Genomic DNA, 22,207 nt, shown 5'->3' on the forward strand with positions numbered 1-22,207 from the left:
TTTTCGAGATTTTATCGTCCAATCCTCTCCACAAAATCCCCTATCGCCCGAATCGTCCCCTCATCCAGCAGCAGCGGCGCATGGCCTTGGCCCGGCACGGTGAGGCGCTCGAGCAGGGGATGGCCTTCGCCCATCGCCGCTAAGGTCTCCACCGAGAGAAGATCGGAATTGCCGCCGCGGATCACCAGCGTCGGAATGGCGGCCATGGCCTTCCATTCGTCGTGGAACAGGATCGGCCCGCTGTCGGGGCCGACCTCGTCGAGCGTATGCGAGAGCGCGGGATCATAGCGTAGCTGCAGACGTCCGTCGGTCTCGACGAAGGTGCTGCGCGCCCATTCCTCCCACTCAGCTTGGCTGAGGCTGGTGAATTGCGGCCCGGCGATGAGCTTCAGCGCGGCGAGAGCGACCGCCATTGTGGCGGAGCCCGGCTCACGGCCGACATAGCCCTTTATGCGTCGCAGCCCGCCGGCGTCCACCACCGGGCCGATGTCGTTGACGACCGCGGCCTTTAAAATCTCGGGTCTTCGCGCAGAAAAGCGCATCACATGAATGCCGCCGCGCGACGTGCCGACGAAAACCGCTTTTTCGACGCCGGCCGCCGCGAGCGTGGCCAGAATATCGTCCTCCTCGACATCGAGGCTGTAACGCGTCCAGTCCTGGTCCCAATCGGAGAGGCCGCGGCCGCGATAGTCGAGCGCCAGCACGCGGCGGCCGCGCTTGGCCAGCGCTCGAGCCAGAGCGTCGAAATCCAGCGCTGTGCGCGTGAGCCCGGCCAGGCAGACGACCGGAATGGCCGCGCCGTCGCCCGCCGGAGCGTAATCGACATAGTGGAGCCGCAGCCCATCCCCCGCAGTGAGAAATCGGCTTTCGCGCCGCACGCTCTGCTCCGCCATCCGCGCCCTCGGTTTTGGCCTCTCGCCTGTGCGGCGGGCCTTTCGCGGATATAGGCGCTGCGGCGCCGGAATGTCTTCCCCCGCCTGGGCGGCGCCTAGAAATTCTCCGGCCTTGGCGGCGGCTGCGCATTCTGCCGCTATTTCGCGCAGGAGCCGAGCCCGCTTCCGCGCCAGTCAGCCTTGATGCGCGCGTCGTTTCTCAATAATTTGCGAGTACCGCTCGTCGAAACGGCAAATAGCGCGTTTCGAGCGAGCAGATCGTCGCGCCGCCCGTGTTTCGAGCGGGCGCGCTTCCCGAATAAGACTGGCGGCGCTATTGCGCCCCGACGCCCCAGGGGCTCGAATGTCCGTCCTCATCGACAAGAACACCAAGGTCATCTGTCAAGGCTTTACCGGCAAGACCGGCACTTTCCACTCGGAGCAGGCGGTGCGTTACGGCACGCTCATGGTCGGCGGCGTCTCGCCCGGCAAGGGCGGCTCGACGCATCTCGACCTTCCCGTCTTCGACACTGTGGCGCAAGCGCGGGAAAAGACCGGCGCCGACGCTTCGGTCATCTATGTGCCGCCGCCGGGCGCGGCCGACGCCATTTGCGAGGCGATCGACGCCGAGATTCCGCTCATCGTCGCCATCACCGAGGGCGTTCCGGTCCATGACATGATTCGCGTCAAGCGCGCGCTATCGGGCTCCAAATCCCGCCTCATCGGCCCCAATTGCCCGGGCGTCGTCACCGCGGGCGAGAGCAAGATCGGCATCATGCCCGGCAATATTTTCAGCCGCGGCTCCGTCGGCGTCGTCTCGCGCTCCGGCACGCTGACCTATGAGGCCGTGTTCCAGACGACGCGCGAGGGATTGGGCCAGACCAGCGCCGTCGGCATCGGCGGCGATCCGGTCAAGGGAACCGACTTCATCGAGGTCTTGGAGTTGTTTCTGGCCGATGAGGCCACCAAATCCATCATCATGATCGGCGAGATCGGCGGCTCCGCGGAAGAGGACGCGGCCCAATTCTTGATCGACGAGGCCAAGCGGGGCCGCAAGAAGCCGATGGTCGGCTTCATCGCGGGCCGCACCGCCCCTCCCGGTCGGCGCATGGGCCACGCCGGCGCGATCGTCTCTGGCGGCAAAGGCGACGCTGAAAGCAAGATCGCGGCGATGGAATCTGCCGGGATCGTGGTCTCGCCGTCGCCTGCGCGACTCGGCAAGACATTGGTCGAAACGCTGAACCGCTGAGGTTCGGCGACCGTGCGCGTCGGCGAATCGCCGGCGCGTTCCCCCGAAAAAAGAGCGCGGGGCGAAATCTTTAAAGAATTGTTAAAATGATTTCGCTCAACTTCGAGAAGTTTCGGCGCTCGGGAGACTGAACAGAATGGCGCGTCTCGAGACGAATGGCGGACCGGCGGGCGGCGAACAGCAGCCCTCGCCGCGCGGGAACGCTTCTGCCCAGAACAGGCTGCTGCAGAGCGTCGACCCGAGATACCTCGAGCATCTGCTCGCGGCCTATGAGGCCGATCCGTCCTCGGTCGGCCCGGCGTGGCGCGACTATTTCGCGAGCCTCGGCGCCGACGCCGCGCTCGCGGAGGCAGGCGCGGCCGCAGGTCCGTCTTGGGCGCGGCCGGGCTGGCCGGCGACGCCCGCTGACGATCTGGTCGCGGCTCTGGGCGGCGAGGCGCCGCGTGAGACTGGCAAGTCCACGGATGGCAAGCCCGCTGCCGGCAAGGGCGCGGCGGCCGATCATGCCCCTTCGGCGGAAGAGATTCAACGCGCCGCGCGCGACAGCGTGCGCGCGCTAATGATGATCCGCGCCTATCGCATGCGCGGCCATTTGCACGCCAATCTCGATCCGCTCGGCCTCGAGCAGCGCCACGACCATGGCGAGCTGCATCCCGAGACCTATGGCTTCACCGATGAGGACTATGATCGCAAGATCTTCATCGATGGCGTGATGGGCATGAAATACGCCAGCGTCTTCGAGATGGTGGCGATTCTGCGCCGCACCTATTGCGGCCCCATCGGCTATGAATTCATGCATATCTCCAATCCGGAGGAGAAGGCCTGGATTCAAGCGCGCATCGAGGGTCCGAAGAAGGAGATCGTCTTCACCGAGGAGGGCAAGAAGGCGATTTTGCGCAAGCTGGTCGAGGCGGAAGGCTTCGAGAAGTTTCTGGACGTCAAATATACGGGTACGAAGCGTTTCGGCCTCGACGGCTCGGAAGCCATCATCCCGGCGCTGGAGCAGATCATCAAGCGCGGCGGCGCGCTCGGCGCCAAGGAGATCGTGCTCGGCATGGCGCATCGCGGCCGGCTGAACATTCTCTGCCAGGTGATGGCCAAGCCGCATCGCGCTCTGTTCCACGAGTTCAAGGGCGGCTCCTTCCTGCCGGACGAGGTCGAGGGCTCGGGCGACGTCAAATATCATCTCGGCGCATCGTCCGATCGCGAGTTCGACAATAACAAGGTGCATCTCTCGCTGACGGCCAATCCGTCGCATCTCGAGATCGTCGATCCCGTGGTGCTGGGCAAAGCGCGCGCCAAGCAGGATCAATATCGCTGCACGGAGACGGATCGGCGCGAGGTGATGCCGCTGCTCATTCACGGCGACGCGGCCTTCGCCGGCCAGGGCGTCGTCGCGGAATGCTTCGGCCTCTCCGGGCTCAAGGGCCATCGCACCGGCGGCTCGGTGCATTTCATCATCAATAATCAGATCGGATTCACCACCTATCCGCGCTACTCGCGCTCCTCGCCCTATCCGTCCGATCTCGCCAAAATGGTCGAGGCGCCGATCTTCCATGTGAATGGCGACGATCCGGAGGCGGTCGTCTATGCTGCGCGCATAGCGACGGAGTTTCGGCAGCAGTTCCACAAGCCCGTCGTCATCGACATGTGGTGCTATCGCCGCTTCGGCCACAATGAGGGCGACGAGCCGGCCTTCACCCAGCCGCTGATGTACAAGAAAATCCGCGCGCATAAGACGACGCTCGAGCTCTATAGCGAGAAGCTGATCGCCGAAGGGGTGATGACGCGCGAGGAGGTCGACGCGGTCAAGAACGAATGGCGCCAGCGCCTCGAGCAGGAGATGGAGGCGTCGCAATCCTACAAGCCCAATAAGGCCGATTGGCTCGACGGGCGTTGGGCGGGCGTGAAGCCCGGCTATCAATCTTCCGAGGACGAGCGGCGCGGCAAGACCGGCGTGCCGGTGGAGAGCCTGCGCCGCATCGGCATGGAGCTGACCAAGGTTCCAGAGAATTTCCACATTCACCGCACCATTCAGCGCTTCCTCGACGCGCGCCGCACGGCGATCTCGAGCGGCGCCGGCATAGATTGGGCGACGGCCGAGGCGCTGGCCTTCGGCTCGCTGCTGGCGGAAGGCTATAATGTCCGCCTCTCCGGCCAGGACAGCGAGCGCGGCACCTTCTCGCAGCGCCATTCCGTGCTGATCGATCAGGAGGACGAATCCCGCTATCTGCCGCTCGACCATGTCGGCGTGGGGCAGGGCCGTTACGAGGTCATCAATTCGATGCTCTCGGAAGAGGCGGTGCTCGGCTTCGAATATGGCTATTCGCTCGCCGAGCCGCGCTCGCTGGTTCTGTGGGAGGCGCAATTCGGCGATTTCGCCAATGGCGCGCAGGTGGTCTTCGATCAGTTCCTCTCCGCGGGCGAGCGCAAATGGCTGCGCATGTCCGGCCTCGTCTGCCTGCTGCCGCATGGCTATGAGGGGCAGGGGCCGGAGCATTCTTCCGCGCGGCTCGAGCGCTATCTGCAGCTCTGCGCGGAGGATAATCTGCAAGTCGCCAATTGCTCGACGCCGGCCAATTACTTCCACATTCTGCGTCGGCAGCTGCATCGCGACATTCGCAAGCCTCTCGTGCTGATGACGCCGAAATCGCTGCTGCGCCACAAGCGCTGCGTCTCGCGGCTCGACGAGATGGGCGAGGGGACGATGTTCCATCGCTTCATCTCGGACGACGCCGAGCTGCAGCCGTCGGACAAGTTCCGGCTCGCGCCCGACGACAAGATCGCGCGCGTGATCTTGTGCTCCGGCAAGGTCTATTACGATCTGTTGGAGGAGCGCGAGTCGCGCGGCGTCAACGACGTCTATCTCCTGCGCGTCGAGCAGCTCTATCCCTTTCCGCTGAAGGGGCTGGTGACGATGATGTCGCGCTTCAAGCAGGCCGATATCTTCTGGTGCCAGGAGGAGCCCAAGAATATGGGCGCCTGGTCCTTCGTCGAGCCCTATCTGGAATGGGTGCTGACGCAAGTCGGCGGCAAGTCCAAACGCGCTCGCTACATCGGCCGGCCGGCTTCGGCCTCGACGGCGGCGGGCACTATGTCCAAGCATCAGGCGCAGCTGCGGGCCTTCCTCGACGAGGCTTTTGCGACGCGCATTTCTCTCGCGGCGGAGTGATCATGACGGAAATTCGCGTTCCGACCCTGGGCGAGTCGGTGAGCGAGGCGACGATCGGCCGCTGGTTCAAAAAGCCCGGCGACGCCGTCGCGGCGGATGAGGCGCTGGTCGAGCTCGAGACCGACAAGGTGACGCTAGAGGTGAACGCCCCCGCCGCTGGCGTGCTGACCGATGTCGTCGCCAAGGATGGCGAGACGGTCACGCCCGGCGCGCTGCTGGGGCAGATCGCCGAAGGCGCCACGGCCGCCGCGCCGCGTCCGGCTCCCGCCGCGCCCATCGTCGCGCCGCCGCCGGCCGCTCCGGCGCCCGCGCCTGTCGCCGCCGCGCCGGCCCGTCCGCCGGCGCCGTCCGCCGCCAAGATCGCGAAAGAGCAGGGCGTCGATCTCTCCGGAATCGTCGGCTCCGGCAAGCAGGGTCAGCTGCTGAAGGGCGATGTTCTCGCCCTCGCGGCGCGCCCCGCGCCCGCCGCGCCAGAGCCGGTGAGCGCCCCGCCGGCGCCGCGCCCGGCCGCCCCGCCGGCCGACGCCGAGCGCGAGGAGCGGGTGCGCATGTCGCGCCTGCGCCAGACCATCGCCAAGCGCCTGAAGGAAGCGCAATCCAACGCCGCCATGCTGACCACCTTCAACGAGGTCGACATGTCCGCGGTGATGGCGCTGCGCAATCGCTACAAGGATTTGTTCGAGAAGAAGCATCAGGTGAAGCTCGGCTTCATGGGCTTCTTCGTGAAGGCCTGCTGCAAGGCGCTGGAGGAAGTGCCGGCCGTCAACGCCGAGATCGACGGCGCCGACGTCATCTACAAGCATTATTGCCACATCGGCGTCGCCGTCGGCACGGACAAAGGCCTCGTCGTGCCGGTGGTGCGCGACGCCGACCGCATGAGCGTCGCCGAGATCGAGAAGGCGATCGGAGATTTCGGCAAGAAGGCGCGCGACGGCCGGCTCGATCTCGATGATCTGACCGGCGGCACTTTCACCATCTCCAATGGCGGTGTCTATGGCTCGCTGATGTCGACGCCCATTCTCAACGCGCCGCAATCCGGCATTTTGGGCATGCATAAGATCGAGGAGCGGCCGGTCGTCATCGCCGGCAAGATCGAGATTCGCCCGATGATGTATCTCGCTCTCTCCTATGACCACCGCATCGTCGATGGCAAAGAGGCCGTCACCTTCCTGGTGAGGGTCAAGGAGCAGCTCGAGGACCCCGCGCGCCTCGTCCTTGATTTGTGACGGTTTCGCGAAAAAATCTGGGACGGCGCCCTCAAAATCCGCCGTCCTGATGCACAGATATCTCCCGTGCTACGATTGTAGGCGTCCGCCGGGCGGGTCGATACGACCGCCGAGGAGTGTGAGATGGAAGTCAAGACCGCGACCGAGAGAAGAATTCCCCTGCTGACCCCCGAGCAATTCGCGCATCTGGGCGATGGAGCGATCGCCTATGTGCGGACGATGAGCTCGGAGGATGTCAAGCGGCTCTATCCTCAGGCCCCGGCCATAGAGCCCGGCCTGACGCTTTTCGCGCTGCTCGGCGCGGACGGCACGCCGATCGTCCTCGCCGACACGGAAGAGGGCGCCCTCGCCAACGCCTGGCAGCAGCAGCTGCAGACCGTCAGCCTCCATTGAGGCTGACGGGTGGACGAAAATCCGCTAAGCTCTGCTCGTGACGCGCTGCGGCGCGGCTCCTATGGTCGAGGCCAATGGAGGTTTTCATGAGCGATTCGCTGTTGGATCGAAACAAGATCATGATCGAGCCACAGACAGACGAAAGCGCGAAAGCGGGCGCGGCCGGCGACGGGCTGGAGCGGCTTTTTCGGCCGATCGTCGATTTCATCCGCTCGATGGCCGATGGAGTCGAGTCGATAAGACCGCTCGAGGACGATATTCGGACGATGTCGGCCCAGGCGCAAAGACTGTCGAAATCGATGCAGGATTATGGCTCGGAGCTGCGCGGTTACGGAGCCTGGGCGAAAAAGTTCTAACGTTTTTTTCAGTCGGTTTATTTTACGGAGCGGGCCGCTTTGTTCGGAGGCACGAAGGATACTCTGGCGCAGCTCGCGGCGCGGCTGGCGGAACTCTATAAGGAAATCGTGACGACGACGGTGCAGTTCGACGAGTTGCGTCGATACACCAAGGAATCGCTCGACGAATTCAAGCGCCTGCTCGAGCGGCAGAGCGACAAGATCGACCGCATAGAACGTGAGCGGATCACGGCCGAGGCCGAGCTGACGGCGAGAATCAGATTTCTGGAGGGGCGGTTGGATGTGTTGAGCGAAAAAGCGCTCCATATCGCCGTGGCGGACATAGCCGCGGGCTATGTGAAGCGCGGAGGCGACGGAGAAGCCGTCAAGCGGCTCACCGACGGGAGCTGACGGCGCCGAGATTGCTTCGCTCTTCCGGACTTTGTAGCGATTCCGAGGAGGGAACGGTATGGAAGAGCCGACACGCGAAATCTTCGCCGTTTGCCATGTGAATGATGTCGCAAAACGCCGGGCCGTCGGCTATGTGCTGGCCCGTGTCAATGACGAGGGCAAGACTGTGCCTTTCCCGGTCGTCATCGTGCGGCACGTCGGCAAATATTATGGCTATGTCAACCGCTGCCCGCACCAGGGCAGCCGGCTGGATTTCGAGCCGAAATCCTTCCTGGACCCGACGCAGCGCTTCCTGCTCTGCGGCAAGCATGGCGCGCAATTCGACATTCCGACCGGCGTCTGCAACGACGGTCCCTGCGTCGGCGCGCAGCTCGAGAAGGTCGAGGTGGTCATAGACGATAGCGAGGTCTGCCTCGCCGGCGTCACCATCGCCGAGGAGGACGGGCTCGATCGCGAGGAGAACGACGTCTATCCGGAGGTCGTCATCACCGCGGACTGAGTCGTCTCGTTCTGGACCTTTCTGCCCGGTCGGCGGCGGCATAGACTGCGCCGATCCGGAATCGTCCAGCGAGGAAACGATGAAGACCGCGCTCGCCATACGCCATGTCGCATTCGAGGATCTCGGCAGCTTCGCCGAGCCGATCGCCGCGGCGGGCTATTCGATCCGCTATGTCGAGGCGGGGATGCAGCCGATCCCCGCCGAGGCGGCCGACGCCGATCTCGTCATCGTGCTCGGCGGGCCGATCGGCGTCTATCAAACCGAGGAATATCCGTTTCTGGCGGATGAGGCCGCTCTGCTACGCGCCCGGCTCGGGTGTGACGCGCCGACGCTCGGCATTTGTCTCGGCAGCCAGCTGATGGCGGCGGCGCTCGGCGCCCGCGTTTATCCGGGCGGCGCCGGCAAGGAGATCGGCTTCGCGCCGATAAGCCTGACGCAGGCTGGGCGCGACAGCGCGCTCGCCGCTCTGGTCGAGCCCGAGGCCGAAGTGCTGCATTGGCACGGCGACACTTTCGACCTGCCGGATGGCGCGGTTCTTCTGGCTTCTTCGGCGCTCTATGCGCATCAGGCCTTCGCCGTGGGGCGACGCGGCCTCGCTTTGCAGTTTCATCCAGAGGCGGAGAGGGACAGCCTCGAGCGCTGGTTCATCGGCCATACGGCCGAGCTTTCCGCCGCCGGCGTCTCCATCGCCGGCCTGCGCGCCGCCGCGGCGGCCAAAGCGCTGGGCCTTTCCGAGCGCAGCCGGCGCTTCATCGCGCATTGGCTCGCCGATATCGTCGAATAGCCGACAAAAAGGCGCGGTCCGCGGACGCCGGGAATGCGTCGGTGGACCGCGCGAGAGCGACGCCGTCGGGCCGAGACGACGTCGCTGCCTTTCAAGCAGAAATCAGCCGCGAACCGAGACCTTGCGGAACGGATTCTCGTGGTTCGTCAAGAAGGCGTGACCGAACTCGGTCTTGTTCCACTCGACGGACTCGGCCGGCAAGAATTTCAGCGCCGTGATGGTGATGGGGAAATCCTTGGTGGCGGAAACGCTCGCCAGCTTGATCTCCGTATTGCCGGGGCCGACCGAGAGATCGACGACGGCCGCGCCATCGGCCTTGGAAAGGCGCGCCCAGCCGGGCGTGCCGATGCCAGAGGCGACGACCGTGGCTTCGGCGAACAGCGGCGCGGCGGCGCCATCGGCGGCGTCCGGGCCGAAAGCGGGAGACTGGAACGTGAAGGTCGCCATCACCTCGCTGCGGGTGATCTTATGGTCCGGTCCGATCGGACGTCCCGTCGAATACAGAACCAATTTACCGCCATCGAGCGCCGCCTTGATATCGTCGAGCGTCGCCGAAGCGAAAGCCTCCGCCAGTCTCATATCGCTTTCTCCACTTTGCGAAATGCACGCCGCTTTTGCGACAAAAGCGACATGCGGGACAGGTTCTCATCCCGAGCGTCGCAATTGTCGTGCCGCGCGTCTCACAATTTCAGGAGATCATAAGTCTCAGCCGCCGAATAATTTCTCGAAAATGTTCTTCTCCTCCCGTGAAGGGCCGCGCCGGCGCGCCGGGGTCTGGTTCGGAATGTCGGCCGGCGGCAGCAGCGCCTCGACCCCATGGACCGAGCCGGTGGCGCTGTCGTCCTCCTCGTCGCGGGCCTGGCGGCGACGCGAGGGCTTTGGCGGCTCGGGATCGGAGGAGAAGAAATCGAGCAAGGGCGCGATCGGCGAGGCGCTCTCCGCCGTGGCGGGCGAGCGCCAGGAGCCGGAGGGCAGCGCCGCGACCGGCACGCCCTGGTGCGCGGCCTTCATGAAGCGGCTCCAGACCTCGACCGGCAGATTGCCGCCCGAGACCTTCTTCGTCGGCGAATTGTCGTCATTGCCGAGCCAGACGCCGGCGACCAGATGTGGCGTGTAACCGACAAACCAGGCGTCGCGGAAATCCTGGCTGGTGCCGGTCTTGCCGGCGGCGCGCCAGCCCGGCAGCTCCGCCTTGCGCGCCGTGCCGGTGGAGAGCGTCTCCTCCATCATCGTGTTCATCATCGCCACATATTGCGGCTCGATCACGCGGCCATTGCTGGAGCCCTTGCGGAAATAGAGCTGCTTGCCGCCGGCGGTGCGCACTTTGACGATGATATGCGGCTGCACGCCGACGCCGCCATTGGCGAAGGGCGCATAGGCCGTGACCAGCTCGAGCGGCGTCACCTCCGACGTGCCGAGCGATATGGAGGCGTTGGGCTGCAGCTCGGAAGCGACGCCGAGCCGATGCGCGGTCTTCACCACCGTTTTCGGCCCCACCTCGAGGCCGACGCGCACCGCCACTGTATTGAGCGACAGCGCCAGCGCCTTGGTGAGCGTGACCGGGCCGAAATATTCGTGGCTGTAATTCTCCGGCTGCCAGCCTTTCACATTGATCGGCCCGTCCTCGCGCACCGTGTCCGGCGTGAGGCCATGCTCGAGCCCGGCGAGATAGACGAAAGGCTTGAAGGCCGAACCCGGCTGCCGCTTGGCGGAAACGGCGCGGTCGAACTGGCTCTCGGCGTAATTGCGGCCGCCGACCAACGCGCGAATGGCGCCATTGGGATCGAGCGCCACCAGCGCGCCCTGGCTGACGCCGAATTTGTCGCCCTTCTTGTCCAGCTCCTCGGCGATCGATTTCTCGCCGACCTCCTGGAGCTTACGATCCAGCGTCGTCGTCACGACAATGTCCTGGTCGATGGCGCCGATCGTGTCGTCGAGCATGTCCATCACATAATCGGCCGCGTAATTTATGGAGCCCGCGCCGCGCTCCCGATGCGCGACGGCCGGGCGGCCGAGGGCGAGCTTGGCCATCGCCTCGGTGATATGGCCTTCCTGCGCCATCGCAGTCACCACCTGCGCCGCGCGCTCGGTCGCCCCTTCCGGATTGCGGTCCGGCGCCAGCTTGCTCGGCGCCTTCATCAGGCCGGCGAGAACGGCCGCCTCGGCCAGCGTCACCTGGTTCGCGCCATGGCCGAAATAGCGCTGCGCCGCCGCCTCCACGCCATAGGCGCCGGAGCCGAAATAGACGCGGTTGAGGTAGAGCTCGAGAATCTGGTCCTTGGAATATTTATGCTCGAGCCAGAGGGCGAGGATCGCCTCCTGGATCTTGCGCGTGATGGTGCGCTCCTGGGTGAGGAACAAATTCTTGGCGAGCTGCTGGGTGAGCGTCGAGCCGCCCTGCATGCCGCCGCGGCCGGTGACATTGCGCGTCAGCGCGCGGGCGATGCCGATGGGATCGACGCCCCAATGGGAATAGAAGCGCCGATCCTCTATGGCGACGAAGGCCTTGGGCAGATAGGGCGGCAGATCGCCGAGCCGCACCGCCGCCCCGCCCGTGTCGCCGCGATTGGCCAGCAATTCGCCATTCGCCGCCAGAATGGCGATATTGGGCGGGCGCTTGGGCACCGCCAGAGTGTCGATCGGCGGCAGCTGCGCCGCATGATAGACAAAGACGCCGCCGACGCCGATCACGCCCCAGATGGAGAGCACGGCGCCCCAATAGACCAGCCCGCCGAGGCCGAAGCCACCGCCCCGCTTGGACTTTTTCGGCTTGGCGGCGCGCGGCGGCGGAGCGTCGCCCGGATCGTCCTCCGGCGGCTGCGCGCTTTTGCCCGATGCGCTCGTGCCTTTGCGTTTGGGTTTCGCCATGCGATCCTCTCGCGGGTCGGCGCGAAGCTCGCCGTTCCCGTCGCCGTCGAAACGCGGTTCGCGGCGTTGTTTCTCGCGCGCCATAGGGGTCCGCCGCCTCGGGTTTCCTCTGCGCCGCGGCGCCATGCGCGCGGTCGACGCCGACACTAGCTGTAATGCTGTCGATTTAAGGGCCGGTTAAGCAAAGAAGGCGAGGGCGACACGCTTCGCCGCAATAGGAACTTATGCACAGAGCGCCGTCGATCCTCCTGCAGGTCTTGCGCTATCCGTCGCGGCTTGCGAAAATCCCGCCCTTGGTATGAAAAACGCGGCACGGATCGAGCGCAATGAAAGTCACCATCGAGAGAGCGGCGCTGCTGCGCGCCCTCGGCCATGTTCACCGTGTGGTGGAGCGGCGCACGACAATTCCGATCCTCGCCAATGTGCTCATCGACGCCACGGCGGGCACGCTGATGCTCAAGGCGACCGATCTCGATCTCGAGATCACCGAGAAGGTCCCCGCCGACGTCGGCCAGCCGAGCGCCACCACTCTGCCGGCCCATACTCTTTATGATATTGTCCGCAAGCTGCCGGAGGGCGCGCAGGTCTCGATCGAGGGAACCGGCGAGCAGGGCCAGCTCACGCTGCGCTCGGGCCGCTCGCGCTTCAATCTGCAGAGCCTGCCGGAGAGCGATTTTCCCGATGTCACCTCGGGCGAGTTCTCGCACAGCTTCTCGCTTGCGCCGGCTGACCTCAAGAAGCTGATTTTAAAGACGCAATTCGCCATCTCCAGCGAGGAGACGCGCTATTATCTGAACGGCATCTTCCTGCATTCGACCGAGGTGGAAGGCCATCAGCTGCTGCGCGCCGTGGCGACGGACGGCCATCGTCTGGCGCGGGTCGAGCTGCCGGCGCCGGCCGGCTCGGCGGGAATGCCGGGCGTGATCCTGCCGCGCAAGGCGGTCGCCGAGGTGCTGCGCCTCGTCGAGGACGCCGAGGGCGCGGTGGCGATCGAGCTCTCCGCCAATAAGATGCGCTTCTCCTTCGGCGAGACCGTGCTGACGACCAAGCTCATCGACGGCACTTTCCCGGACTATGGCCGTGTCATTCCGGCCAACAACGACAAGCGCCTCACCGTCGAGCGCGGCGTGTTCCGCGAGGCGGTGGATCGCGTCTCCACCATTTCATCGGAGCGCGGCCGCGCGGTGAAGCTGGCGCTCTCGGAAGGAAAGCTGGTGCTTTCTGTCACCAATCCCGACCAGGGCTCGGCGGTGGAGGAGATCGAGGCCGATTACGACGGCCCGCCGATCGATATCGGCTTCAACTCCCGCTATCTGCTCGATATCGCCGATCAGCTCGACAGCGACACGGCGCTGTTCCGCCTCGCCGATCCCGGCTCGCCGACGCTGATCCAGGACCGCGACGGCGCGAGCGCGCTCTATGTGCTGATGCCGATGCGGGTGTGAGGTCCGCGCGGGCGGAGGGGAAGCGGCTCTCGACGGTTGCGAGATTTCAGGCGTTGTCCAGGCCGAGCTCGACGCGCTTCTTCCGTGGGAGCCCTCGCGAGACGATCGAATACGATTCGCGGATGTAGACGCGCAGCTCGGCGTCCGAGAGGCCCGGCTCCGCGAAATGCTGTATCCATTTCAAGCCGCGGGAGGCGAGATAGGGCGCGGGACGCAGGCCGGGTTGCTCCTTGAGCATCTCATAGGCGACGTCGCCGACCTTGAAGGTGAAGCGCGGCTGGCCTTCGTCCCAGCCGCCGATCGCGAAAACCTTCCCGCCGACCTTCCAGACATGCGAGCCGCCCCATTGCACCACATGGCTGGCCGCCGGCAATGCGCCGCAGAACGCGTTGTAATCGTCATATGTCATGTGCGCCGACTTTCTGGGGGCCTCGTCACTTCACCTCGAATTCCACCATCTCTATCGTCGTCGCGCCGGCGTTGCGCAGCGCGCGGGCGGGGCCGGCGTCGCGCCATTGGAAATCGCCCGGCTGCAAGGCCATGTTCTGCCCGGCGCCGGCGGCGTCCATCTCGATCAGCTCGCCGCCTTCCACCACGATCCGCACGCCGGCCGCGCTCTGCGTGAAGGCGGGTGTGGTCTCTCCCGGCTTCAGCGAGAGGCGCCAGCCGCGTAGGCGCTCATTGTCGATGATCTGCATAAAGCCGGCGGGACGCTCCGAGGGCGCACGGCCGAGCGGCGTCTTTTGCAAAAGTTCGAAGCCGACGATGCTCAGCGGCGCATCCCCGACATTTTCCGCTCTGTGAGTGAGGCTCTGTTTGGAAAAAGCCCCGAAGCCCACCGCGCCGCGGGGCCAACGGATCGACGTGGGCGCGGGGTCGCCCCAATTCTGGACGAGGGTCGGGCTCTCGCGCACCACCACATAGGCGAAATCGCGCGAATGCTCGTGATAGGGCGCGACGCGATGCGGCGGCAGCAGCACATTCAGCATGGCGACCGTCTCATTGCGGAAGGCCGGCACATGAAAGGGCGTCCGCTCCACGGGAAGGATTTGCCCCTGCGCCGCGCCGCCCGCATCGAGCGCCGCGGCCGGCGCGGCGGCGAGCGCCGCGACGAGCAGAAGGGAAAAAGAAAATGTCCGCGTCACGCGCGTCTCCTGATGAAAGCCCGAGCCTTGCCAAAGATAGGGCCGTGACGCAATCTCGCCGCGCAGGCCGGACCATGCGAGCGCCATGACATATCTCCTCACGCATTTCTGGGCCTGGGGCGTCTCGGCCTTCGCGGTCGGCGTTGCGACGGCGCTCTCTATAGCCCGGCGCTCCGAGCGTGGACCGGTCGCCGGCTGGCTGGTGTGGTTCGCCCTCGCTTTCGCCGCGGGCGCGCCGGTGGCGATGCTCGGGCTGCTGCCGGGACGCTCCGGCTTCTGGCTGGAGACGGCGCTGCTGCTGTTTCCCGCTTTTCTCCTCGGCGCGGTGGTCGGCGCGCTGATCGGGAGGCATTCGCTTCGGGATAATGAGGGCTGGGCGCTCGGTCTCATTCCTTTGGCGCTGATCTGGATCGCCGCCGGCTTTCTGGCCGGCCGCTCGATGGAGCAGGATTTGCGGCGCAAGGCGGCGAGCGCGATCGAGAAGATCGGCGGCGATCCCGCCTATCTCGACGTCGCCGGCCGCGATGTTCTGCTGCCGCGCAATGCGCCAAATCGCGCCGTGGCGGCGGAAGAGATCGCGCATATCCCCGGCGTGCGGGGAATCGCCGATGTGGACGCGCTCACCGGCGCGGCCGCCAAGAATTACGAGAACGCCGCCATTGCGCGGCGCGCGGCCCGAGAGGGCGAGCAGTCGCCGACGGAGCCCGCACCGGCGCCCGCGCCCAATGGCGTCGCCGGACCGGCGCAGAATGGCCAGCCGCGATCGTCCAATGGCGGCTCCGCCGTGGCGCCTAAGCTAACGCTCGAGCCGAAGGAGCAGGGGCGGGGAGGGGTGAAGCCGGCGCCTTCGACGCCATCCGCCGCCGCGCCGGAGCTGGCGCGGCCCTCCATATCCGCGCAGCCCTCCGAGCCTGCCGGCGCGGTGGAAGCCGGCAAGAAATATGAAGCCGGCAGAAAGGCGGAGACGGGCAAGCCTTCGGCGCCGGTCGAGCCGTCCGAATTCGCCAAGCCATCGGAAACCGTCAAGCCATCGGAGGTCGCCAACCCTTCGGAGGCCGCCAAGCCTTCGGATGGCGCCAAGCCTTCAGACCTTGCCAAGGCGCCCAATTTGCCGAAGCCGGCGGCAGGGGAGGAGCCGAGCGCCGCGGTTCCGGCCAGCGGCGAACTGGACCTTCCCACTTGCCAGAAGGCGCTGAGCGCCGCTCTCGCCAGCGAGCCGGTGCGCTTCGCCAAGCATGGCGCTGGCGTGCGGCGCGGCGCGACCGGGGCGCTGGACAAGGCGGTCGGCCTGCTGCAGCGCTGCCCGCAGACCGAGGTCGATGTGCGCGTGCGGGCCGAGGGCGGCGATCGCGCCGCGCGGGAGAAGGCGCGCGATCGCGCCGCCCGCGTCGTCGATTATCTTAGCCGCATGGGCGTCGAGCGCGGGCGTCTCTCCGTCGCCGGCGAGAGCGGCAAGCCGGTCGCCAAGGGCGCGCCGGAGGGCGAAAGCGGGAGCGGCGTCGATTTCCTGCTGTCGCCGCGCCGATAGCGCTTTCCGATCGAACGGAATCGTTCGATCGATCAGAATTCGCTTCCAACAAAAGAATATAGAGCGCTATCCGATCCAATTGGGGATCGGATAGCGCTCTAGGCGCCGGCTTCGCCGCAATGTGGACGCTATTGAATAGCCAAACTGCAGCGAGATTCGCACGCCGGCTTCCGGCGGGCGCAAAGAGTTGCGGGCGGAGCGGACGCCGTTCATGAGGCATGAGGCGAGCGGCGGGATTATGCGACGGAGAGCGGAGCGTTGGGAGTCGGGCGCCTGCTTTCCCGCCGTCTATCTTCCCGCCCTTTGTCTCGCGCTGACGGCCGTCGCAAATCCCGCGCGGGCGGAGCATCTTCGCGGCGCCATAGCGACGACGACGTTGAAGCCGACTCCGGTCGTCGAGACGCGAGACGCCGCCGATAATCCGGACTCCCCCGATATTTCGGGAAAACGCTCGGAGCTGCGCAGCCTCGAGGAGACGATCACCGTCTCCGCCGAGAGCCGCCGCAAGATCGAGACGGAAATCGAGACGCTGCGCGCCGACCGCGCCAAATTCAACGCCGCGCTGGTCGATGCGGTTCAGCGGGTCGGCGTGCTGGAGAAGCGCGTCGAGGATGTGAGCGCCAAGCTCGAGGCCTCGGTGCGGAGCGAGCAGGCGCTGGTCAAATCGCTCGCCAGTCGCCGCGCGCTGATCGGCGAGGTGCTGCTCGTGCTGCAGCGCATGGGGCGCAAGCCGCCGCCGGCGCTGCTGGCCAAGCCCGAGGATATTCTGGAGAGCATTCGCGCCGCCATGCTGCTCGGCTCCGTGCTGCCGCAGATGCGCGCCGAGGTGGAGACGCTCAAGACCGATCTCTCCGATCTCATCGCGCTACGCGGGCGCATAGAGGCGGAGAGGACGAGCCTCATCGCCGAGCTCGAGCATTTGAAGGAGGAGCGCGTCCGTCTCTCCGCTCTGGTGGAGACGCGGCAGAAGGCGCTGATGCTGGCGCAGAGCGCGCTGGATTTCGAGGCCGAGCGGGCGCGTAATCTGGCCTCCAAGGCGACGAGTCTGAAAGAGCTGGTCGCCCGCATGGAGAGCGAGGTGGAGGCGGCCAAGCGCGCGGCGGAAGCGGCGCGGCGGGCCGACGCCGAGCGCGCCGCGGCCGACGCCGCAATGTCGCTGGACAGTCGCGCCAAGGCGCTGGCGGCGCCGTTCAAGGACCCCGCCCGTCTCGCTCCAGCCGTCGCCTTCGCCGATCTGAAAGGTCGATTGGCGCTGCCTTCGGCGGGGAGCATCGTCAAGCGCTTCGGCGCCTCGGACGGCCAGGGCGCGACCGAGAAGGGCGTGTCCATAGCGGCGCGTGAAAACGCGATCGTGGCCGCGCCCTGCGACGGCTGGGTGGTTTTCGCGGGGCGCTACCGATCCTATGGTCAACTCTTGATCATCAACGCCGGCGGCGGCTATTATGTCACCTTGGCTGGAATGGACCAGATCTCCGTCGCCGTCGGGCAATTCGTCCTCGCCGGCGAGCCGGTGGCGAACATGGGCGGCGGCGCCGTCAGGACTGCGGCGGCCATTGCTATCGGCGCGAAACAGCCCATTCTCTATGTAGAGTTTCGCAAGGACGGAACGTCCATCGATCCGGGCCCATGGTGGGCGAAGCCGGAACTTCAGAAGGTTGGCGGATGATGCGCAAGGCCTCATTGATCATAACGGGAATCGTCATCGGGGCGGGATGCGCCACGCTCGGACAGAATGCGCGCGTGTTGATCGGCTCCCCGGCCTTCGCCGCCGCCGCCGATACGTACAAAAATCTGAGCCTCTTCGGCGATGTCTTCGACAAGGTGCGCGCCGATTATGTCGAGAGGCCCGACGAGCAGAAGCTCGTCGAATCGGCGATCAACGGCATGCTCACCTCGCTCGATCCGCATTCGAGCTACCTCGACGCCAAGGGCTTCAAGGACATGCGGACGCAGACCGAGGGCAAGTTCGGCGGCCTCGGCATAGAGGTGACGCAGGAGGACGGCCTGGTGAAGGTCGTGACGCCGATCGACGACACGCCCGCGTCCAAGGCGGGCGTCATGTCCGGCGATCTCATCTTCGCCATCGACGACGACAATGTGCAGGGCCTCTCCCTCAATCAGGCCGTCGACAAGATGCGCGGCCAGATCAACACGCCGGTGAAGCTAACCATCCTGCGCGGCAAGGACAAGGAGAAGATCGAGGTCAAGCTCACGCGGGCCGAGATCCATATCAAATCCGTGCGCTCGCATAAGGAGGACGAGGATATCGGCTATATCCGCATCTCCCAGTTCAACGAGGAGACCTCGGACGGGCTGCGCACCGCGATCCACAAGTTCCAGCAGGACATGCCGGGCGACAAGCTCAAGGGCTATATCGTCGATCTGCGCAATAATCCGGGCGGATTGCTCGACCAGTCGATCCAGGTGGTCAACAGCTTCATCGACCATGGCGAGATTGTCTCGACGCGCGGCCGCACGGCCGATGAGACGCAGCGCTACAATGCGCGGGCGGCCGGCGACATCTCGCGTGGCAAGCCGGTGGTGGTGCTCATCAATGGCGGCTCGGCCTCTGCGTCGGAGATCGTCGCCGGCGCGCTGCAGGACCATAAGCGCGCGACCATTCTCGGCACGCGCTCCTTCGGCAAGGGCTCGGTGCAGACCATCATCCCGCTCGGCGGCAATAATGGCGCGCTGCGCCTGACCACGGCGCGTTACTACACGCCGTCCGGCCGCTCGATCCAGGCCAAGGGCATCGATCCGGACATCACGCTGCTGCAGGACGTGCCGGACGAGCTGAAGGGCAAGGACGACACCAAGGGCGAGGCCTCGCTCAAGGGCCATCTGAAGAATGGCGAGGACGAGAAGAGCGGCTCGCAGGCCTATGTGCCGCCGGACGCGAAGAAGGACAAGCAGCTGATCGCGGCGGTCGAGATTCTGCACGGCAAGTTCAAGCCGCAGAGCGCCGCCGAGCAGTCGAAGCCGTCCGATTCGTCGAAGCCCAAGGCTTCTAACTGATCGACTTCCAACTGATCGACTGGGCGGAGAGGGCGTTTCCCTCTCCGCCCGTCGCGTTTCGTTCGGCAGGCCGTCATGATCGCGTTCTCGTCCTTAGCCAATCCCGCCGTGTTCCTGCGGCTGACGCAGCGCGTCCTGCCCTGGCTGGGCGCCGCGAGCGCGCTGCTCCTGGGGCTGGGCCTCTATCTCGTCTTCTTCGTCTCGCCGGCCGATTATCAGCAGGGCGAGACGGTCAAGATCATGTATATTCATGTGCCGGCCGCCTGGCTCGCCATGTTCGCCTACATGGTCATGACCTCCGCCTCGCTCGGCGTGCTGGTCTGGCGCCATCCGCTGGCCGACGCCGCGCAGAAGACCGCCGCGACGCTGGGCGCCGCCTTCACCTTCATCTGCCTCGTGACCGGCTCGCTGTGGGGCAAGCCCATGTGGGGGACCTATTGGGTGTGGGACGCGCGTCTCACCTCCATGCTGATCCTCTTCCTGCTCTATCTCGGCCTCATCGCGCTGCGCCAGACGATGGAAGACTCCCCGCGCGGGGCGCGCATAGCGGCGATCATGACTCTGGTCGGCTTCGTCGATATTCCGATCATCAAATTCTCGGTCGATTGGTGGAACACGCTGCATCAGCCGGCCTCTGTGCTGCGCGCCGGCGGGCCGACCATCGCCGGCTCCATGCTGTGGCCGCTGCTGATCATGGCGCTCGGCGCGACGGCGCTGTTCCTCGCGCTGCATCTGATGGCGATCCGCAATGAGATTTTGCGCCGCCGCGTCGCGCGGCTGGCGCTGCAGGTCGCCGCCGCCGGAGAAGAGGGCGGCGCTTCTGGACAATTGCTGGAGCCGGCGCAATGACTGACGAGCATTGGGGCTATATTCTGCTGGCCTATGGCCTGACCGCCGCCACCATCCTCATCATGGCCTTTCGCATTCTGCTGGAGCATAGACGCCTTGCCGCCGAGCTCGCGCGGCTCGAGAAGAACGGCTCCGGCGAGAGAGGGGAGGCGCTATGAGCGCCGAGGAGTCCGCGCCGCGCAGCCGTCTGGCGCTATTCCTGCCGCTCGCCGTCTTTGCGGCGCTCGCCGGTCTCTTTCTCGTGCGGCTGTTCTCGGGCGACGCCTCGCGCCTGCCTTCGGCGCTCATCGGCAAGCAGGCGCCGCAATTTACGCTTCCCGCTTTGCCGGGGCTCGCGGGCGTCGGCGGCCTTTCCGGCGACGATCTGCGCAAGGGCCGCGTCAGCGTCGTCAATGTCTTCGCCTCCTGGTGCTCGCCCTGCCGGGCGGAGCATGCGCAATTGCTCGCCCTCGCCAAGGATCCAGCGCTCGCGCAAAAGGGCGTCGCGCTCGTCGGCCTCGCCTATAAGGACGAGCCGGCCAATTCGCTGCGCTTCCTCGCCGAGGTCGGCAATCCCTTCGTGGCGGTCGGCGTCGATCTTCCCGGACGCGTCGCGATCGACTTCGGCGTCTACGGCGTGCCGGAGACTTTCATCATCCGTGGCGACGGCGCCATCGCCTATAAGTTCGTCGGGCCTTTGACCCGGCAGGCTCTGGAAGAGACCTTGCTTCCCGAGATCGAGAAGGCGCTCGCCAATACGCGCGCCGCAGCGCTCGCCGACGCGCAGAAGTAGGTTTCTATTAACCTTAACTTAACGTCGGCTGAGCCATTTTAGCTTCTGGCGGCGGTTCAGGATTCTCAGTCGTCCGGGCCTCGTCGCGCGGGGCGGGCGGTCGATCGGCCGCGTCTGCGCGCGCTTCCGGCGCGTCGCGAATTATTGCTTGCGGATAGGCGCAAATTAAAAGGGTGATCGGCTTGCGCGCTATTGTTCCGACGGGGTTGCGAATGCGGTCGGCCGTGCTGCTGTCCATCATCGCCGCCATCGCATTCGCGCAGGCCGTCGTGAGCTGGCTTCTGTTCGCCGGCGGCCTGGACACGACGCGCGATCCGAGATTGGCGGCGCTCTTCGTCGGGCCGGTCCTCATCGCGCTTCTCTGCATTCTCGGCGCCGTGGCCGTGCGCACGCGCATTGTCCGGCCGCTCGTCGCCGTGACCGAGGCGGTCCGCCACCTCGCTGATGGCGACACTTCCTATCGGCTCGAGATCGAAGACTGTTCCGAGAGCGTGCGGCGCCTCGCCGACGCTTTCGTGAATCTTCGGCAGGTCATCCTCGCGCATCGCGCCGATGAGCATCTGATCGCCGAGGCCAACGCCACTCAGGCGCGCATCGTCCAACTGCTCGGCGACGGTCTGGCCAAGGTCGCCGAGAAGGATTTGACCTATCGGTTGACCGACGAGGTTCCCGGCTCCTATCGCCGGCTGCAGACGGATTTCAACACCGCTGTCGGCCAATTGTCGGAAGCGATCGGCGAGATGGCCGACAGCACGCGGCTGCTGGGCTCCGGCATGCAGGAGACCGTCGCCGCGGCCGATGATCTGTCGCGGCGCACGGAGAGCCAGGCCTCCAATCTCGAGGAGACGGCGGCCGCGCTCGCGCAGATCACCGAGACGGTCACACGGACCGCCGAGGACGCCGGCAATGCGCGGCAGATCGTCTCCAATATGAGCTCGGAGGCGCAGGCGAGCGGCGGCATCGTGCGGCAGGCCATCGGCGCCATGGGCGATATCGAGCAATCGTCGAAGAAGATCGCGCAGATCATCGGCGTCATCGACTCGATCGCGACGCAGACGAATCTTCTTGCGCTGAATGCGGGGGTGGAAGCGGCCCGCGCCGGCGAGGCGGGACGCGGCTTCGCCGTGGTGGCGGCGGAGATTCGCGATCTCGCGCGCCGCAGCGCCAAGGCCGCCAAGGAGATCGACACATTGATCTCGGTCTCCAACGCGCAGATCGGCCGCGGCGTCTCGCTCGTCGGCGATACGGGCGAAGCCTTGTCGCATATCGTCGAGGAGATCGCCCGCGTCAATGGCGTGGTGGCGGAGATCGCCGATCGCGCGCGCCAGCAGGCCGCGGCGCTGAACGAGGTGAATGGCACCGTCCGCCAGATGGATATGATCACGCAGCAGAACGCTGCAATGGCGGAGCAGACCACCGCCGTCAGCCATGGGCTGAGCGAGAAGACGCGGCGGCTGATCGAGCTGGTCTCGCGCTTCCGCATCGCCCGCGATCTCGACGCCGCCGCGCGCGCGGCCGGGCCGCGCCTCGTCGCCTCGGGCGGCGAAAGCTTCTACGAGCCGCGCCGTGTCGGAGCGCCCGACCGGCGGCTCGGCGCGAGCGACCGTCGCAGCAGAGCCTGGACGGATTTTTGAACGCGCATGA

21 protein-coding genes are annotated in these 22,207 nt (G+C 65.9%); 16 read left to right on the plus strand and 5 right to left on the minus strand.

What is annotated here, in order from left to right; translation table 11 throughout:
- Positions 1–11: 11 nt before the first annotated feature.
- Positions 12–893: an alpha/beta hydrolase gene (locus EDE12_RS07695; protein ID WP_026597992.1), complete on the minus strand. Its 882-nt coding sequence runs from the start codon at positions 891–893 to the stop codon at positions 12–14.
- A gap of 343 nt (positions 894–1,236) precedes the next feature.
- Here EDE12_RS07695 and sucD point away from each other — a divergent pair, with 343 nt between their 5' ends.
- The 8 genes from sucD to EDE12_RS07735 all read left to right on the plus strand — a co-directional run bounded on the left by sucD (position 1,237) and on the right by EDE12_RS07735 (position 8,941).
- Positions 1,237–2,121 carry a succinate--CoA ligase subunit alpha gene (gene sucD, locus EDE12_RS07700; protein ID WP_024879050.1) on the plus strand — a complete coding sequence of 295 codons (885 nt, stop codon included), beginning with the start codon at positions 1,237–1,239 and terminating at the stop codon, positions 2,119–2,121.
- A 136-nt stretch (positions 2,122–2,257) separates the two neighbouring features.
- Entirely contained in the window at positions 2,258–5,293 is a 3,036-nt protein-coding gene (locus EDE12_RS07705; protein ID WP_026597993.1) for a 2-oxoglutarate dehydrogenase E1 component, read from the plus strand.
- A gap of 2 nt (positions 5,294–5,295) precedes the next feature.
- Complete coding sequence (odhB, locus tag EDE12_RS07710) at positions 5,296–6,519, plus strand: 2-oxoglutarate dehydrogenase complex dihydrolipoyllysine-residue succinyltransferase (RefSeq protein ID WP_024879052.1); 1,224 nt, start codon at positions 5,296–5,298, stop codon at positions 6,517–6,519.
- Positions 6,520–6,642: 123 nt separating this feature from the next.
- Positions 6,643–6,912, plus strand: coding sequence for a DUF1150 domain-containing protein (locus EDE12_RS07715; RefSeq protein ID WP_018264521.1), 270 nt, complete (start codon positions 6,643–6,645; stop codon positions 6,910–6,912).
- Positions 6,913–6,998: 86 nt separating this feature from the next.
- Positions 6,999–7,268, plus strand: a complete 270-nt coding sequence (locus tag EDE12_RS07720) for a hypothetical protein (RefSeq protein ID WP_134188029.1) — start codon at positions 6,999–7,001, stop codon at positions 7,266–7,268.
- A 39-nt stretch (positions 7,269–7,307) separates the two neighbouring features.
- On the plus strand, positions 7,308–7,658 hold the full coding sequence (locus tag EDE12_RS07725; protein WP_024879054.1) for a hypothetical protein: 351 nt from the start codon (positions 7,308–7,310) through the stop codon (positions 7,656–7,658).
- 58 nt (positions 7,659–7,716) lie between these two features.
- Positions 7,717–8,157 carry a Rieske (2Fe-2S) protein gene (locus EDE12_RS07730; RefSeq protein ID WP_024879055.1) on the plus strand — a complete coding sequence of 147 codons (441 nt, stop codon included), beginning with the start codon at positions 7,717–7,719 and terminating at the stop codon, positions 8,155–8,157.
- A gap of 79 nt (positions 8,158–8,236) precedes the next feature.
- Positions 8,237–8,941 carry a glutamine amidotransferase gene (locus EDE12_RS07735; RefSeq protein ID WP_026597994.1) on the plus strand — a complete coding sequence of 235 codons (705 nt, stop codon included), beginning with the start codon at positions 8,237–8,239 and terminating at the stop codon, positions 8,939–8,941.
- Between the two features lie 102 nt (positions 8,942–9,043).
- On the opposite strand, the gene EDE12_RS07740 is transcribed toward EDE12_RS07735, so the two are convergent.
- Together EDE12_RS07740 and EDE12_RS07745 are read right to left on the minus strand one after the other, a co-directional pair.
- Positions 9,044–9,520 (minus strand): hypothetical protein, encoded by a 477-nt coding sequence (locus EDE12_RS07740; protein ID WP_024879057.1) that lies wholly within the window; start codon positions 9,518–9,520, stop codon positions 9,044–9,046.
- A 126-nt stretch (positions 9,521–9,646) separates the two neighbouring features.
- Entirely contained in the window at positions 9,647–11,893 is a 2,247-nt protein-coding gene (locus EDE12_RS07745; protein ID WP_026597995.1) for a penicillin-binding protein 1A, read from the minus strand.
- A gap of 242 nt (positions 11,894–12,135) precedes the next feature.
- Between EDE12_RS07745 and dnaN the strand changes: the two genes are divergently transcribed.
- Positions 12,136–13,254, plus strand: a complete 1,119-nt coding sequence (gene dnaN, locus EDE12_RS07750) for a DNA polymerase III subunit beta (protein ID WP_024879059.1) — start codon at positions 12,136–12,138, stop codon at positions 13,252–13,254.
- Positions 13,255–13,300: 46 nt separating this feature from the next.
- Here the strand turns inward: dnaN and EDE12_RS07755 are convergent, their stop codons facing one another.
- On the minus strand, positions 13,301–13,663 hold the full coding sequence (locus EDE12_RS07755; protein WP_024879060.1) for an MmcQ/YjbR family DNA-binding protein: 363 nt from the start codon (positions 13,661–13,663) through the stop codon (positions 13,301–13,303).
- Between the two features lie 25 nt (positions 13,664–13,688).
- Positions 13,689–14,486, minus strand: coding sequence for a hypothetical protein (locus EDE12_RS07760; protein WP_024879061.1), 798 nt, complete (start codon positions 14,484–14,486; stop codon positions 13,689–13,691).
- Between EDE12_RS07760 and EDE12_RS07765 the strand changes: the two genes are divergently transcribed.
- The 7 genes from EDE12_RS07765 to EDE12_RS07795 all read left to right on the plus strand — a co-directional run bounded on the left by EDE12_RS07765 (position 14,485) and on the right by EDE12_RS07795 (position 22,197).
- The gene (locus tag EDE12_RS07765) at positions 14,485–15,927 is read left to right on the plus strand and encodes a hypothetical protein (RefSeq protein ID WP_026597996.1); all 1,443 of its coding nucleotides are present in this window, start codon (positions 14,485–14,487) and stop codon (positions 15,925–15,927) included. The two genes, EDE12_RS07760 and EDE12_RS07765, sit on opposite strands and share 2 nt — an antisense overlap.
- A 238-nt stretch (positions 15,928–16,165) precedes the next feature.
- Positions 16,166–17,593: a peptidoglycan DD-metalloendopeptidase family protein gene (locus EDE12_RS07770; RefSeq protein WP_245267233.1), complete on the plus strand. Its 1,428-nt coding sequence runs from the start codon at positions 16,166–16,168 to the stop codon at positions 17,591–17,593.
- On the plus strand, positions 17,590–18,942 hold the full coding sequence (locus tag EDE12_RS07775) for a S41 family peptidase (RefSeq protein WP_024879064.1): 1,353 nt from the start codon (positions 17,590–17,592) through the stop codon (positions 18,940–18,942). Before EDE12_RS07770 ends, EDE12_RS07775 begins: the two co-directional genes overlap by 4 nt.
- A gap of 75 nt (positions 18,943–19,017) precedes the next feature.
- On the plus strand, positions 19,018–19,791 hold the full coding sequence (locus tag EDE12_RS07780) for a heme ABC transporter permease (RefSeq protein ID WP_026597998.1): 774 nt from the start codon (positions 19,018–19,020) through the stop codon (positions 19,789–19,791).
- Entirely contained in the window at positions 19,788–19,949 is a 162-nt protein-coding gene (gene ccmD / locus EDE12_RS07785) for a heme exporter protein CcmD (protein ID WP_026597999.1), read from the plus strand. The genes EDE12_RS07780 and ccmD overlap by 4 nt, the downstream gene beginning before the upstream one ends.
- Positions 19,946–20,563 (plus strand): DsbE family thiol:disulfide interchange protein, encoded by a 618-nt coding sequence (locus EDE12_RS07790; RefSeq protein WP_024879067.1) that lies wholly within the window; start codon positions 19,946–19,948, stop codon positions 20,561–20,563. The genes ccmD and EDE12_RS07790 overlap by 4 nt, the downstream gene beginning before the upstream one ends.
- A 212-nt stretch (positions 20,564–20,775) precedes the next feature.
- Positions 20,776–22,197, plus strand: a complete 1,422-nt coding sequence (locus tag EDE12_RS07795; RefSeq protein WP_051592356.1) for a methyl-accepting chemotaxis protein — start codon at positions 20,776–20,778, stop codon at positions 22,195–22,197.
- Positions 22,198–22,207 lie beyond the last annotated feature (10 nt).

Origin of the sequence: Methylosinus sp. sav-2 (genome assembly GCF_004366495.1) — a bacterium.
In the GTDB taxonomy this organism is placed as follows: domain Bacteria; phylum Pseudomonadota; class Alphaproteobacteria; order Rhizobiales; family Beijerinckiaceae; genus Methylosinus.